The following is a 14,774-nucleotide window of genomic DNA, read 5'->3' on the forward strand; positions in this document are numbered from 1 at the left end:
TTGCAATATGGTACAATAGAAGCGATGAATTATGCTTTAATTTAATAATGGATTTAATAATACAACTCGTCAGATTCTCCCTAAAGATCTGAAAGTGATGATTTGGAGAAGATAATATGGGAATGCTGGATTTTCTTAAAGTTAGCAAAGGTATAGCAAATAATATGAATTATTCAAGCTCTGTGCTGGGTACAGGTATGTATTCAGGTCATGTCGGTTCATCAAGAAAGCCCGACGGACGCGGAGTATTTATTAACGACCTTGACATTGAATATGACGGCGAGTGGAAAGACGGCAAGCTTTGCGGTTTCGGAAGAAAATATGCAAAGGGTTATTATGATATCGGACAGGGCGAGGGTGACGAGGCAAGTAAGTCCCTTGTTTATGCAGGAGATTTCGTGGACGACAGATTTCACGGCAATGGTAAGCAGTACTGGCAGACAGGCAAGCTCCAATATGACGGGGAATGGATGTATGGCTGGAAATGTGGTGAGGGTACTGAGTTCTATGAGAACGGAAAGGCGAAGTACGTTGGCTCATGGAGCAGAAGCAGATATCACGGCAGAGGTGTTTTTACATACAAAAATGGCGATGTCATCGAGGGTGAATGGATAGAAGGTCTGCTTGAGGGCGAAGCTCTTTTCAAGACTCGTGAGGACAACTGCGTTTATAAGCGTAATTATAAAGAGGGAAAGGTCATCACAGAGGAGCTTATCAGCGGTACACCAAAGCCTTCTCCAGATGCTAAAAGAGTTATCGAATTCGATAACGGCAGATATGAGGGCGAAGTCGGCTTTACGGGAAAAATGCACGGAAAAGGTGTCTTTACTTATACAAACGGCAATGTTTACGAAGGCTGCTTCAATGAAGGCGTAAAGCAGGGAAAAGGGGTTTTCAGATTTGCTGACGGCGATGTGTACGAAGGCGAATACGAAAACGATATGAGAAACGGTGTCGGCGTTTACAGCTACAAAAACGGAAACAAGTATGACGGTGAATGGTGCGATAACGTAAAAAGCGGTCATGGCGTTTTCTGTTACAGTAACGGAGACAGGTTTGAAGGACGTTTTGAAAACAGCCTCAAACATGGAAAGGGTACTTTTTACTTTAAAAACGGCGATGTTTTTGAAGGCGAGTGGGAAAGTGACCTGCGCCACGGAAAAGGTATACTTACCTGTGCTGACGGTGTGAAAAAAATACAGAAATGGGACAGGGACAAGCTCGTGAGTGAGTCGCCTATATTCCAGTAAATATAAGTAAAACGCTTCAGTTCAACACTGAAGCGTTTTTTTATTATTTTTTAAAAAGTTCGATCTTTGTGAAGTCTGTAAGATCAGGCTCGATATGCTCGACAGGGATATCCACCTGAAGATCTGTCGTTTTTAAATAATCAATAACTGTTCCGTTGCTGCTGACTGTATATTCGATAAGTATTCCTGTATAAATATCAACAGCGAGAGTAAAATCATTGCCTTTATCGTTAATTCCAGATAATTCGGCTACTGTTCTGCCGATACGTTCTGATATATTATTTATTTGCCAGTTTTCAAAACGCATTAGCCAAGGTAAGGCTATTTGATCGGGCATGAGTACGTTAAATTCAAATCCCATGAACGCATTACATATATATGTTGAAAAGCTGTAATCAGGAGGAGATACGTCAATATATCGATAGTTATCTTCAGTAAGTTTTATCTCATATTGCCAATCATTTGGAATTACTGTGTAATTATTACCGTTATAGATTTTATCTATTACTTTTTCACTGCTTATAAATTTTTCCGAAATAATATCAGAATAATTGGAATGTTTATTATAGATTTCCCGCTTATTGAAATCATCCTGAAAATCTACTGATGTATAATGTGAGAGGTCATTGGAATAAGGAAAATTTATAGTTCCTTTAGCGGTATCATAGTAAAGATAGCTGTTGAGCATCATGTGGTAGATATAGCTTTTTGCTTCAAGAGAATTGATATCATAGCCGTCACTTTGCAGAAGCTCCGCGTAATGCTTTGTATCAACTCTGTATTTGTGTCTTTCGTTCCAAGGGATAGTAATACTGTGCTCAGCGGCAAGCTCTTTTGCTTCGTCATGTGTTTCGGCATAATGCGGAGTTTCATGTAGCTGCAATTCTATAAAATTTGTTTCAGTGACGGTATTCTCCTCCGATATCTCAGTAACTTCAGCTTCTGTAGCTTCTTCCGCCTGGGCAATAGTTGATTCTTCTGTTATCTGCTGTGCAGAAGTGGTGTCGTTAAAGTTGTCAGCAGGCTTTGCTGTGCGGTTCTTAATTATTAATGCTCCGCCTGTGACTGCACCTCCTACGAGAACAAGTGCAGAAGCTGCTGCAAGAAGCTTTCGCCATACAGGACTGCGATAGGCTTCTACGCCTTGTACAAGAACTACGGCGTCTGGATTTTCAGCTTTCTCTTTGACAACAGTACTTATATCTGCGGCTTCTTCGATGAGTTCGGGGCGTATGCCGTTAATTGCCTTATCAAGCATCTCGGTCGTCATAGCTCAAAACCTTCTTTCTCTAAATACTTTTTTAGTCGCTTTCTCATGCGAAAAAGAATTGAACCTACTGTTTTGGCATTTAGCTGAAATGACTCAGCGATTGCTTCTATGCTGTCATAATACCAGTATCGTCTGATGAATATTATACGATTTTGCTTATCCTCACTCATAAGGAAAGCGTTTATGGAATTGCTGAGTTCTGACATGATACGTGCATCTTCTGGAGTTTGCTTATCGGATACTATGTCGGAAAGCTCCTCATATGACAGGCAGCCGTCACTCTGACGCTTGTTTGCAGTATTATAGCGGTATTTGGACAGTGCGAGCCTTTTGGTTATCTGGCATAAATAGGCAGAAAAGTGCATAGGACGATCGGGCGGGATAGAATTCCAGGCTTTCATAAATGTGTCGTTTACACATTCTTCCGAATCTTCCTTTTGTTTCAGTATGTTTTCTGCAATACGGTAACAGAGCTTACCGTACTTTTTCTCGGTCTCGGATATAGCACGTTCATCTCTGTTCCGGTAGAGTTCAATAATAGAGGTATCGTCCATATGATCCCTCCTTTCGAGGTCCCTCATTATATTAGACGCAAAAAAACAGAAAACATTGCACCTCTGCGAAAAAAAATATCAATGATCTCATTCAGTACTTATAATTTAGTACAGAGCGTTTATAAGGATACGCATAAATATTTCTTTGAAAGTGAAATATCAGCCGCAATAATTCAACTATATAGGTAAGAGGACCTCATGCCTCATGAAAGGAGGCTCAGCCATGGATGATAATTCGATAATAGAATTATTCCGAAAAAGAGATGAGACAGCAATCGGTGAATTGCAGCGAAAATACCATAAGCTCTGCTTTTATATCGCAGGTAATATTCTCTCTCATCGTCAGGACATAGAGGAATGTGTGAATTCGGCATATTACGAAGTCTGGAGCAATATACCGCCTGATGAGCCGAATGACCTTAAAACATATCTGTGCCATACCGTCAAGAACAAGGCTCTGGACAAGCTGAAATACAATTCCGCAGAAAAACGGAACAGTAAATTTGCTGTTTCGCTGGAAGAACTTTCCGAATGTATCCCAGATTATCGAGAGGATATTGGCGAGGAAAAAGCTCTTGCCGAGGCTATAAGCCGCTTTATCAGGACACAGGACGAGCTGCACAGAAAAATATTCGTAAGGCGTTACTGGTACGGTGACAGTCTTGCTAAAATCGCTGAATACTACGATATAAAGGAGCGCACAGCCGCAACTTATCTTTTTCGGATGAGAAAAAAGCTAAAAGCTTATTTAAAGAAAGAAGGTTACGATCATGAATAAGCTGAAATTATTTAAAGTCATTGACCTTATTGACGACGATCTTATAAAAGAGGCTGAGATAAAATCAAAAGATAAATCGTCATCGGAGAATGAAAGAGAAGAAAACATCATTGTTTCGGGCGTTGAGGTATATAAGAAGAAATGGCAGAGAACTGCCCTTGTCGCAGCTGCTTTTCTGTTGGTGGTAGGTCTCAGCGCAGGAGGTGTACTTATGTTCAGAAATCGTCCGCCTATGCTTGATGATCCAGCTCTGCCGTCGGATATATCGGCGACTGACTCGACTTCGCCATTTGAACGTGTGACCGACGGTGAGTCATCGACTACAAATACAAAGAAAAACGAAAAAGCAACAAAAGAAAGCTCAGATATAACCGTTACTGCTGCTGTGAAAGATGAAAACAAACCAGCAGTAACTACTGCCCTTGATCCGATGTACGCAGAAATAAACCTGATCTCTCAACCACAAAGCGATAACCCCACACAAACACAGGAGACAGGTACAGAAGACTTCATCAATCATGCAAAAGAGTTTCCTGTGGTAACTACGCCCGACGGTACAGAACTGCCTATTGCTACAAAGTCTGATAATGTTGAGGACTTTATTAACCATGCGCAGGATTTTCCTGTAGTAACTTCTCCTGACGGCAGCCAAAAACCTATCGCAACAAAGCCTATAGTCGATGATCCTGATGGCTTTGCAAACTTTGATATATTTGAAAGTCTTGCAAGTCTGCGTTACTCGCCTGATACCTGTGACGGTCTTCCCGAATATGTGCTGCTTGCTCCTGACGGAACATGGTATTATATTAACCTGAGTTCCGGCTGGATATGGCGAAAAACGCCAGATCACCAGTGGACTCAGCCGCCCGAAGAGGCATGGCTTACAAAAACTCAGCTGTCTTATCTCAGACAGCACGGCGAAGAAATAGGTATGCGTCTTGACATCTTTGACTGATAACATCAATAAACATAAGAGAAAGCCGTATTCATTGCGAATACGGCTTTTATCATTTTGATATTAGTTTCAGCTCTCTGCTGGGGCACTATACTTCGCAATAAGCTCCTGTGCTTTTTCTTCACTGATGTAGAATGTAGTTCCGCGTTCTACCATATTGGTATGAACTGCACCATTCGGATATACCCTGATACCAAAGCCGTATCTGCCTAAGAACGGTATATCACAGCCTATTTCAAGTTCACAGTAGTTCTCGGCTGTGCGGTCTATCTGAGAGATGTTGCCAAGATAATCATCATGGCTCGATGAAGCAGCAATATCTCTGTCTCCGAAGAGCATATTATAGATATAATCCTGGTCAGCTGTATACTTTTCGTATTTGAAAGCAGGCTTATATACGTGACAGTAAACGTGGTTGATGCTCAAAGTGTTTTCAAGATCAAAGTCATCAATGATCTGACCGACTGTCTGTGGCTCATACCACATATTGCGGTAAACATGGTAATTGTTGCTTCCGCTGTACTGTACGGCTACTGCTAACTCTGTAGAAATATCGTTCAGTGCGAATACCTTTCCTGTGCTGCCGTTCTTTTCATGGTCAAGGACTTCATATTCGCCCATTTCTTCGCCTATTGCAGAAAGTCCGAGAGTTGCGCCACAGTTTATGTATTCCGTCTCATTTACCTTTACTGTGAAGTTGTTGTCTTCTTCTGTAAAGTCTACGTAATCGTAGTTGATAAGGGTGATATCATCGTCCTTCTGTGGGATAGGCACACTGCCGAGACCGAGAAGGCTCATCTGTATCTCTCTTGCGTCGTTGTTTGTGAGTCCGTTGCCGTCAGTGTCGCCGTTTACCTGTCCCTGTGCGGTTATGCCGCCGTCTGCGGAGATACCGTATTTATCGGGATTTGCCAGCGACTGCATTATCATAATGGAGTCGGAGAGATCAACATAGCCGTCAATATTGGCATCGCCCATAGTACCGTCAATAATAACAGGTTCGTTGCAGTAATACATCTCAGGATTAAGGAGCGCAAGCTCGGTCATTCCCCACATGAATTCCAATTTGTCGCCGTTACCCTGAATACTCTTCACGGTCTCATAAAGAGTATTGTCTTTGCTACGGTAAAGGTCATTTCTTCCATTATATGTAAAAAATAGCTTTCCCTCTACATCGCTCTTTTCGGCTGTGAAGTCGGGATATTTGTCTGTAAATTCACCAGCCGTCATATCACCGCTGTAGTATACGCCGCCTAAACCTACGTAATTTGCAGTATCCTCATAGAGTTTGTAATGCATATTTATGGCAGTTACTTCGGGACAAGCCTTTAAAAGCTCGAGAGTATAGTCATAGGCTTCTCTTGATACAGCACTGATTATCTCATATTCCTTGCCGTTCTTGCGGAAAGTAGGCATTTTTAGGTTCTCGGATTCAACAGCTGCCTTGATATCATCATATGGGAGCACCGTTCCTTCTTCCACTTTTATAGCTGTAACAACAGATTCTATATTAATAATGTGGAACTTGTTGTTTTCGTCAAGTGTAACAAGAGAGCGGTTGAATCTCCAGTCGGGAGTTGCTTTATCCTTGCCGCCGCTCAGCCATACGTAATTTCCTGAGATGTCCTGAACAGCTTCATCAAAGGTCATACCCTTGTAACTGAATGATTTTGCAGCTGTTTCAACAAGATTGGGGGAGTCAGCATTTGCAGGAAGTGCGGAAGCTCCGCCGAATACCATAGCCGCAGCTGCTATAATTGACATTATCTTCTTTTTCATAATAAGACCTCCTTAAATAAAATTATAAGGCGTGATTTTTGTTTTCACTAATAAGTCGTAAAAATCTGCGTTTTGTCTCACCCTTTTTCCAAAAAAATTCAGAAAATATACGTTGAAAAATTTTTTCGGAAAATTTATAATTTAGGTGAGACATTTTCTCTTTTTTTACGACTTATATATGAAGAGACATATCACTAAACCAAAACGGGCACAGAAAATGCGCCTGCGAAAGGAGTTTAATATGGATAACGGTGCAAGTAGCTACCGCCGTTTCCTTGATGGTGATAAAAATGCTCTTATTGATATAATAGAGAACTACCGCCGCGGACTGGTTCTGTTTATCAACAGCATTACAGGCGATTTCTGCCTTGCTGAGGAAATTGCGGAGGAGACTTTTCTGAAGCTTTATGTGGACAAACCGAAATTCTCGGGGAAGTCCTCGTTCAGATCATGGCTTTATTCTATAGGAAGGAATACTGCGATCGACCATATCAGAAAAGCCTCAAAGCTTGATGAAGTGCCTGTTGATGACTTTTATGAGGTGGCGGACAGGGAGGATATAGAGCAGGATTATATCAAAAATGAGGACAAAAAACATCTCCTCAGAGCATTGGAAAAGCTGAACGATGATTACAGACAGGTACTGTATCTTATATATTTCGAGAATTTCAGCAACACTGAAACGGCTAAGATAATGGGCAGATCGGAGAGACAAATAAGAAATCTTCTCTATCGTTCAAAGGAGTCTTTACGGAATATCTTAGAAAAGGAGGGCTTCAGATATGAGGGAATATGACAAAAAGACCTTGAAGATCGCCGAGCGAATATTTGAAAAGGGCGATGAGATATTAGAGCAGCGTCAGAAAAAAGCAGCTAAGATACGTCATATCTCCTATGCAGTATCGGGACTTTGTGCGGTGCTGATAGTCTGCTTCGGCGTATGGAAGATACTGCCGTCGATCAATAAGCCTGACAACAGCTTTGATGACTCTAATACTGTTATCACTACGGAAGCTCCGACTGATACTGTAACTACAGCTGCTCCGACAGCTGAAAATACAACTGTTACAGTGACTGCAAATGTGGTCACTACTATAAAAACTACTGCCAAAAGTACGGAAACAGCGGATGCTGTAACCGCAAAAACTTCGGTTCAAGGAACAACTGCTGTGAATAATACCGTTACTCGCAGGACTACAGCTAAGACGACTGAAAAAATAACACATACCACGGTATATAGCAATACTACGGAGGTTCCGATAGCGACTTCAACTACATCATGGTCGGGAGAAGAGATCGCCCATATGATCACATCGGTAGTAAATGAGAGCTTAGAAGATGGGTGGACTACTGTAAAAACTACGATTGCAGACATACCTGTAGGGCCTGTTACAACTAAAAAAACTTCCGCTAATTCCACTATAATCTCAACGGTAAGCACTCGTGTGACAGAAGAACCTGTTATCAAGCCTGTTACTACTTCGACTTCGGTCATGCCAACCGATATCAATTCATTATTCAAGTTATACCCCGTAAGCGTAAGCCTTGATAATGTACGATATGATAAGGGTACTGCCGAAAGTAATCCAACAAGCGCAGTAGAAATCAAAATAGGAGATTTTATCCGCAAGGCAAGAGTAACGATATATATTACAAATAAAAATAAAATAGTGCAGACAATGGAAGTTTATGAGATAAAAGGAAGAAGTTCCGAACAGGCTGTTGCTGTAAGGCTGAATGATACCGATGAATATTTTGAATTCAGAAACTATAATTACAGAAAAGAAGATGACGGTTCATAGAAACGAAAGCCCACTCATTCGAGTGGGCTTTTTGCTGTTCAGTTATCGTTTTTCTGATAGTTCGGATCGGTGAACAGGTAGTATCCTTCGGTAAAGCTGTATTCGTTTACCAGTCTTAAAGCAACGGCTTCTTCCATATCCACATCTTTTATAGTGTATACACCCATTGATATTATTTGCCTTGTTCCGTCAGGGTGTATCATTTTTAATGATACCAAACTGATAAAGTCGCCTATCCTTTCGTTTTCTATAAGGGTGTTATGCTTTTCGTAGTCAACGTAAGTACCGTTCTTCTTTATTTCGATTGTGGCAGTTGAAGCAAGGAATATCTCGGTCATAGTATTCTTATTGGGCGGTGGATCGGTTATTCCTCCGGGTGGTGTTGTAACATCAGTTGTGACAGGTTCTGTGGTGACTACGAAAACTCCTGTTGTCGGCGATACAGTCGTTACGTGGACTTTGCCTGTAGTTGATGTCTGGGCAGCAGTCGCAGTTGTTGACACTGGGGGAGAAACTGTCGTTAAAGCAGCTGTGGTTGTTGTAGCTTTTCTCGTTGTTACAGGAAGTGAAGTTGTTCTGTAAGGAATTGTCGTCCTTATAGGAACTGCCGCAGTAGCTTTTGCAGCAGTTGTTTTTGTCTCCGCAGCTTTTGTTGAAATAGAAGTTGTTTTTGCGGAAGAGGCTGTCGTTTCCGTCTTAGTTGCTGTCGTCAGTGGGGGAGTAGTCTGTGTGGATGTTACTGTAGTTTCAGCTGTTGTCACGGTAGTTATAACTATATTGGTATCATCAAAGTTGTTTTTATTTTCGAGAGAAGGACGGAGTTTCCATACTCCGAAGCAGACCAGTACAGCGGCACAAAGTCCCGAAGCAGTCAGAGATACCCGTTTGATACGCATTGAACGTATACGCTTGCGTTCAAGAATGGCATCGACTTCCTTAGTGACTATTTCAGCCATTTCTTTATAGTCCATCATACGAATATCCCTCCTTTTCCAGTTGTTTTTTCAATGCGCCTTTGGCACGGTACAGCAGATCGATGACCTGCTTTTTAGATTTCTTCATTATCTTTGCCGTTTCATCGTGATCGAAACCTTCTAAGTAAATAAGATACAATACCTGACTGTATTCAGGCTTTAGCCTGTTTATAGTTCTGCGCAGCCTGATCTTTTCCTCGTCACTAATATAGCTCTGCTCAATGCTTTCTTCACCTGAGATATCAGCTGCTTCTTCAAGTGGGACTTCACGGCGTTTTGAACTCTTTCTTATATGATCGAGAGCAGTATGCCTTCCTATGGCATAGAGCCATGTCTTGAAAGCTCCCTCACCCTTGAATTTAGGCTGTTCGGAAAAAAGCTTGATAAATGTATCTATAGTCAGTTCTTCCGAAGTGTGGATATCACCGACTATACTGAAAAGGTAAAAAATAAGTCCATCTTTGTAATCGCGGATTATTTCTTCGATCGCTTTTTTATCTCCTGAGAGAAAACGGCTGTAACATTCAGCACCGTTTTTCATAGTATTCTCCCTTCAAAAAATGATCGTGAAATTCAACTGTGTATACATTTCTTCTATTAATTAGTCGTATAAAAAGCTGTCAAAATCGCATACCTGTAAAAGGAATTTTGAGATTTGTAATATATGTACAATAACAAAGCTGTCGGTATGGTTATTATAACATAATTTTCGCAGCTTGAAAAGTTTTTTTGAAAAAACTGCGATTTGGGATATGAAAGCTGCGACTAATTAGTGAAAAGGCAAATAAGTACATCGGATACATTCAAAACATTCTTATCCGATAGCGTAAAATTTTACGACACTTTTTAAAGGAGGTCTTAGTATGAAAAAAATGATCAATATTTTGCTGACAGCTTCAATGCTGGCAAGCTGTATAACTGTTCCATTTACTGCTTTTGCAGCTGAACAGCAGACTGTTGCAGTTCAGACGAGTGAAGCGGAGGAGAACATCAGGATTTCAGAGGAACTGAAAAAAGACATTGATGCAGGACTTGAAAAGATAGACGTAATGATGTGGTGTACATTCAAGATCGATTATTCTATAATTATTCCAAGGGTAAACAAAGCCACTGAGGAATATAAAACCACACTGGATGCATCAGTATATTCAGAAGAAGAGATCAACGAAATGGTTGGGGCTTATAAAAATGATCTTTCACAGAAGAAGTATGAGGAAGCTTATGCTGCTAAAACAAAAGAAGTCTGCGATTTTATAGGAATTGACGTTTCAGAGGCGAACTTTACAGGAACAGCTCTGAGATGCTCATTAACTCCCGAGCAGATATACAAGATAGCAGGTACAGACCGTATCAAGGGAAGTGTCATAAAGCAGTCTGAATATGTATCAGCCGAGGAGTTAGGATATACAGCTGTCGATGCTACCGACTCTGATATCACATTCGATGACATCAGAGGAATGTCACTTGATGAATTCAAGGCTCTGTTTGCCGAAAATGAAATGACAGATGGTATGAAATACAGGTTATGGTCAAAAGATGATATGGCACAAATGAATAAGATCGGAAGAGTATGGGTTCTTCTTGAAGCTAATCCGTTCCCTGTATCAAATGAAGCTCTTGCAGAAGATTACAAGGTATGCTGGGAAGATGACAAGATCATCGAAGAAATGGGACTTCCGACAGATATGTTTGCAATAAAACAGAGAGGAATAAAACAGAGAGGAGCTTTAACTGTAGATAAAGGCGAAGGTTACACTAAGTACTGTGCTTTTGAGATCATACCTATAACAGCTCAGGCGGATAATAGTATGTATGCGGCTTGGAACTATGTTCAGTTCAATGAATATTTTGCAGGCTTCTACTACGATTACATAGCTTGTTCTGATCCGCCGAAAGAAAATAATGATACACAGGTAACAACAACTACAACACTTCCTGAAGATGTACCTATAACAACAACTACAACAGTCTCTGCTGAAGTACAGGAAGCAATGGATAAGCTGAACAAGTATATTGAGGACAATGGTCTTGATGCAAAGTGCCTGACAAGTGCAGAGTATCCAAGCTACTATCCGCCTCTCATTATTGAATATGTAGTTGAAAATGTAACGACTGACCAGAAGAAGCAGATGCTGGAATTTGCTGAGCAGAATGGTATCAGCCATGAGCTCTTCACCCTCGTACACATTATCAACGGCGAAAAGGTATACTGGGAGTATGCTACTGTTAATGTAAAAGGCGACGCAAACTGTGACGGTGAGCGTGATATGTCAGACGTAGTACTTATCATGCAGGCACTTGCAAATCCTAATAAATACGGCGAAAACGGTACAGCAGAGCTTCACCTGACAGCACAGGGCAAGGCAAATGCTGACATGGACGGCGACGGACTGACAGTGGGCGATGCTCAGGCTATACAGAAGATACTGCTTGAAATAAACTGAATACTTATATGATAATTAATTGTATGTAACGAAAAATGCCCCTGCACATCAAGTGCAGGGGCATAAAAATTAAAAAAACGTCGATTGATCGACGTCTATATGTTAATTGTACAGAATGGATAATAGTGCCGTAAGCGATGTGCGAGTAAGGAACATAAAAAATGAGCGAGCTTGCGAGCGACAACGCGTCTGCGGTCAAGCTGGCTCAGCTTGTAGTGCCGCTGACCGGACTTGAACCGGTACGATATTGCTACCGAGGGATTTTAAGTCCCTTGTGTCTGCCAATTCCACCACAGCGGCATAATATGAAGCGGTATACTTTTGATGATATACCGCCTTTTGGTCGAGGTGACAGGATTTGAACCTGCGGCCCCTACGTCCCGAACGTAGTACTCTACCAAACTGAGCCACACCTCGGACAGTATTAATATTATACCTCAAATGAGCGGCGATGTCAAGTAAAAATATCAATAAAATAATAATTTTATTTTTTTACAATATCATTGCGATAAAAAGAGCAGCCTGTAAGCTGCTCTTTGCGTTTTATTTGATAACGATAGGCTCTGACCAGTAATCCTGATTGTAAATATCAGAGAAACGATAGAGGATATGGCACGCGCCTGATCCTACGTCTGTATTACTAATTGTCATATTGTCTGAAACTGTTACCTGCTCGCCGATCATGTAGCTGTCCTGATAATTCATATCGTAATCATAGTAATCACAGATGAAATCAAGCTTGTCGCCAACACTGAGCTCTGTAAGGTTCTTTGCTACAGCGTTTGTTTCACCGTTAACATAGTCTGTTGAAGCTCCTGCGATAAAGCCGTTTGGATTAGCGTTATTGAATACGATTATGAGATTTACACGCTCACCATTGAGTAAAGCAGGTACATAACCTGTAATGATAGTATCATCACCGCTGTTTGTTGTATCGGTGTGATAGTATGCTACAACGTTTCCGTTGATAGAGAGCCAGTTCTTTTCTGTATCAGCTATAAGGTCGCCCTCTTCTGTCCAGTCGTAGATGTTGTCGAGTCCAAGGTCGATGTAACCCTGACCGTCATCGTAGAACATATTAAGGTCGAGCTTGTGAACCATTTCCCACTGATTGTCAGCAAGCTTCATGGTATAAGAATCGTTCTGCTTTTCCCATGTGAGCTTTGATGCGTCAAAGTAGTGAGTTGAAAGGTACTCTGCTGTGTCGTCAACATCAGTATCCTTCATGAATTCTGTGTTGGTGCTGTCAAGACCTGCTATGCTTCTTCCGCCGCCAAGGAAACTGGAGAGAAGTGAACCGATCATATCAGAGCTGCCTGATGAACCTGATGAACCGCCCAGACCGAAGAGTGAACTGAGTGCTGAACCTGTGCCGCCTGCTGCGACCTGTCCGCCTGTTTCAAGCTTAGCAAACTGCTTGATACACTTTGAATACTCAGAGTCCATACCGATCTGATTGTATGTATTGCAGGCTGTATCGACATATGATGTACGCTGATAAGGGAAGTAGATAGATACTCCGTATGCGTTAGTCATGTTTGTAGATGTACGGTTGTACTTGACTGCCTTTTTCAGAGTTTCAGCAAGTGCCTTACCCTCTGGAGTTCCTACGTTTTCTGCAAGGTTTACAAGGTCTACCTGATCTATGCGTGTGCTTTCGGCAAACTCACGGGTAGAATATCTTGCGTTTGAGATATCCTTGTACTCGTCGTTTGAGATCTTTGTGCTCACAGACTTTGCAAAAGCATTGAGATCCTTTGGTACTGTGTTTGAGAATTCAGCAAGGTCGATAACAGAAAGAGTAGTCTTCTGACCTCTGCACTTCTTTGCACACTCGGAAACGAAATCGTCTACGATATTCTTGCCAATGTCAAGTGTTGCCATGGAAGTATTGCTGCCAAGCTTTGTGAGCCAGTTTGTGTAGTACCAGCCGATACCCGGCTCTGTTTCCTCAGATGCGATAAGGTAATCAGCGTGTTCGTTGAGCATGAGTGCAGTTTCTGCAGTTGCCATAAGGCAAGCGTCAAAGCCAACGAAGTCGAACTTAACTCCGCCGCTCTTTAGTGCCTGATTAACACCTGCAAGGCTCATTGAACCGCTGCTCTTGTTCTTCTCATCGTAGCCGTAGCCTGTAACTGATCCGCCGCCGTGATCCCAGAGGATAAGCTCGTTTCTGTTAGCAGGGAATTTCTTTGAGCAGTACTGTATGAATGATGCAAGGTTGTTAGGATCAGTCATTGCCTTAGAGCCTTCATCATCGGAAAGCCTCATGACCTGTCCGTTCTTTATCTGATAAATCTGGTTGACTTTATTGCTTATACCTGTTGACTTCCATTTTGAGCAGCCGCCTGTGTACACGATAACGTTTACGTTGTCACCGTAGGAAGCACTTGCCATTTCCTGCATATCGGAAGAAGCCATACCGTATTTTGATTCAAGGTCGGTACCGCACATATATATCATTATAGTTACAACGTCCTCGTTGTTGCCCTTGATAACTGTGCGCTTCTCTCTTGAACCTGTTGCAACAGATGTATCTACTGCGGTATCGCTTGTAGCACTTCCTGTGGCTGTATCTTCAGTGCTGAAATCAAAGCCTGATGGTGCTGAACCGCCGCCTAAGAGTGAGCCGAGGAGATTTCCGGCTCCGCCTGAACCGCCGCTGTTGCTGCCGCCTCCGCCGCCTGCACCGCTGCCCATAAATTTAAATAAAAGGAAACCGATTATAAGGAGCGTCATTATTCCGCCGCCGCCGGCAGCTGCTCTCTTTACGCCGCCACCGCCGCCTGTTGATCCGCCTGAATAGCTTCCCGAACCGACAGGACCTGTGCCAAGTCCGTCGCCGCGTCTATGTGCTCCATTTCCGCCGGATGTGACGTTTTTACGTCTGTTCTGCGGTCTGTTTTGTCTTGGATCCATATTAACCTCCGTAATTTTTTCTCTTTAGCAGGTCAAATAGACCTACTTA

The 14,774-nt window shown here is 42.0% G+C and carries 12 protein-coding genes and 2 tRNA genes; 6 read left to right on the top strand and 8 right to left on the bottom strand.

Annotation, left to right across the window (positions count from 1 at the left end; translation table 11 throughout):
* Positions 1-116 precede the first annotated feature (116 nt).
* Complete coding sequence (locus QZZ41_RS13255) at positions 117-1,250, top strand: hypothetical protein (protein WP_295073074.1); 1,134 nt, start codon at positions 117-119, stop codon at positions 1,248-1,250.
* A 43-nt stretch (positions 1,251-1,293) separates the two neighbouring features.
* Here QZZ41_RS13255 and QZZ41_RS13260 read toward each other — a convergent pair whose 3' ends face one another.
* Both QZZ41_RS13260 and QZZ41_RS13265 read right to left on the bottom strand, forming a co-directional pair.
* Positions 1,294-2,520, bottom strand: coding sequence for a hypothetical protein (locus QZZ41_RS13260; protein ID WP_295073077.1), 1,227 nt, complete (start codon positions 2,518-2,520; stop codon positions 1,294-1,296).
* Positions 2,517-3,074, bottom strand: coding sequence for a sigma-70 family RNA polymerase sigma factor (locus tag QZZ41_RS13265; protein WP_295073080.1), 558 nt, complete (start codon positions 3,072-3,074; stop codon positions 2,517-2,519). Before QZZ41_RS13265 ends, QZZ41_RS13260 begins: the two co-directional genes overlap by 4 nt.
* A gap of 223 nt (positions 3,075-3,297) precedes the next feature.
* Between QZZ41_RS13265 and QZZ41_RS13270 the strand changes: the two genes are divergently transcribed.
* Both QZZ41_RS13270 and QZZ41_RS13275 read left to right on the top strand, forming a co-directional pair.
* A complete protein-coding gene (locus QZZ41_RS13270) occupies positions 3,298-3,852 on the top strand; it encodes a sigma-70 family RNA polymerase sigma factor (protein ID WP_295073083.1) in 555 nt (184 codons plus the stop codon).
* The gene (locus QZZ41_RS13275; RefSeq protein WP_295073086.1) at positions 3,845-4,807 is read left to right on the top strand and encodes a hypothetical protein; all 963 of its coding nucleotides are present in this window, start codon (positions 3,845-3,847) and stop codon (positions 4,805-4,807) included. Before QZZ41_RS13270 ends, QZZ41_RS13275 begins: the two co-directional genes overlap by 8 nt.
* A 69-nt stretch (positions 4,808-4,876) precedes the next feature.
* Here the strand turns inward: QZZ41_RS13275 and QZZ41_RS13280 are convergent, their stop codons facing one another.
* On the bottom strand, positions 4,877-6,586 hold the full coding sequence (locus QZZ41_RS13280; RefSeq protein ID WP_295073088.1) for a hypothetical protein: 1,710 nt from the start codon (positions 6,584-6,586) through the stop codon (positions 4,877-4,879).
* Between the two features lie 241 nt (positions 6,587-6,827).
* On the opposite strand from QZZ41_RS13280, the gene QZZ41_RS13285 reads away from it, so the two are divergent.
* Positions 6,828-7,382: an RNA polymerase sigma factor gene (locus tag QZZ41_RS13285; RefSeq protein WP_295073091.1), complete on the top strand. Its 555-nt coding sequence runs from the start codon at positions 6,828-6,830 to the stop codon at positions 7,380-7,382.
* A complete protein-coding gene (locus tag QZZ41_RS13290) occupies positions 7,369-8,388 on the top strand; it encodes a hypothetical protein (RefSeq protein ID WP_295073095.1) in 1,020 nt (339 codons plus the stop codon). Before QZZ41_RS13285 ends, QZZ41_RS13290 begins: the two co-directional genes overlap by 14 nt.
* 38 nt (positions 8,389-8,426) lie before the next feature.
* Here QZZ41_RS13290 and QZZ41_RS13295 read toward each other — a convergent pair whose 3' ends face one another.
* Together QZZ41_RS13295 and QZZ41_RS13300 are read right to left on the bottom strand one after the other, a co-directional pair.
* Positions 8,427-9,362, bottom strand: coding sequence for a hypothetical protein (locus tag QZZ41_RS13295; RefSeq protein ID WP_295073098.1), 936 nt, complete (start codon positions 9,360-9,362; stop codon positions 8,427-8,429).
* Entirely contained in the window at positions 9,349-9,903 is a 555-nt protein-coding gene (locus tag QZZ41_RS13300; RefSeq protein ID WP_295073101.1) for an RNA polymerase sigma factor, read from the bottom strand. Before QZZ41_RS13300 ends, QZZ41_RS13295 begins: the two co-directional genes overlap by 14 nt.
* A 322-nt stretch (positions 9,904-10,225) precedes the next feature.
* On the opposite strand from QZZ41_RS13300, the gene QZZ41_RS13305 reads away from it, so the two are divergent.
* Positions 10,226-11,806: a dockerin type I repeat-containing protein gene (locus QZZ41_RS13305; protein ID WP_295073104.1), complete on the top strand. Its 1,581-nt coding sequence runs from the start codon at positions 10,226-10,228 to the stop codon at positions 11,804-11,806.
* A gap of 216 nt (positions 11,807-12,022) precedes the next feature.
* Here QZZ41_RS13305 and QZZ41_RS13310 read toward each other — a convergent pair.
* The 3 genes from QZZ41_RS13310 to QZZ41_RS13320 form a co-directional block, all read right to left on the bottom strand.
* A tRNA-Leu gene (locus QZZ41_RS13310) sits at positions 12,023-12,106 on the bottom strand.
* Between the two features lie 40 nt (positions 12,107-12,146).
* A tRNA-Pro gene (locus QZZ41_RS13315) sits at positions 12,147-12,223 on the bottom strand.
* 126 nt (positions 12,224-12,349) lie between these two features.
* Positions 12,350-14,725: a clostripain-related cysteine peptidase gene (locus QZZ41_RS13320; RefSeq protein ID WP_295073107.1), complete on the bottom strand. Its 2,376-nt coding sequence runs from the start codon at positions 14,723-14,725 to the stop codon at positions 12,350-12,352.
* Positions 14,726-14,774: the final 49 nt, after the last annotated feature.

The sequence above is a fragment of the Ruminococcus sp. genome (assembly GCF_016283395.1).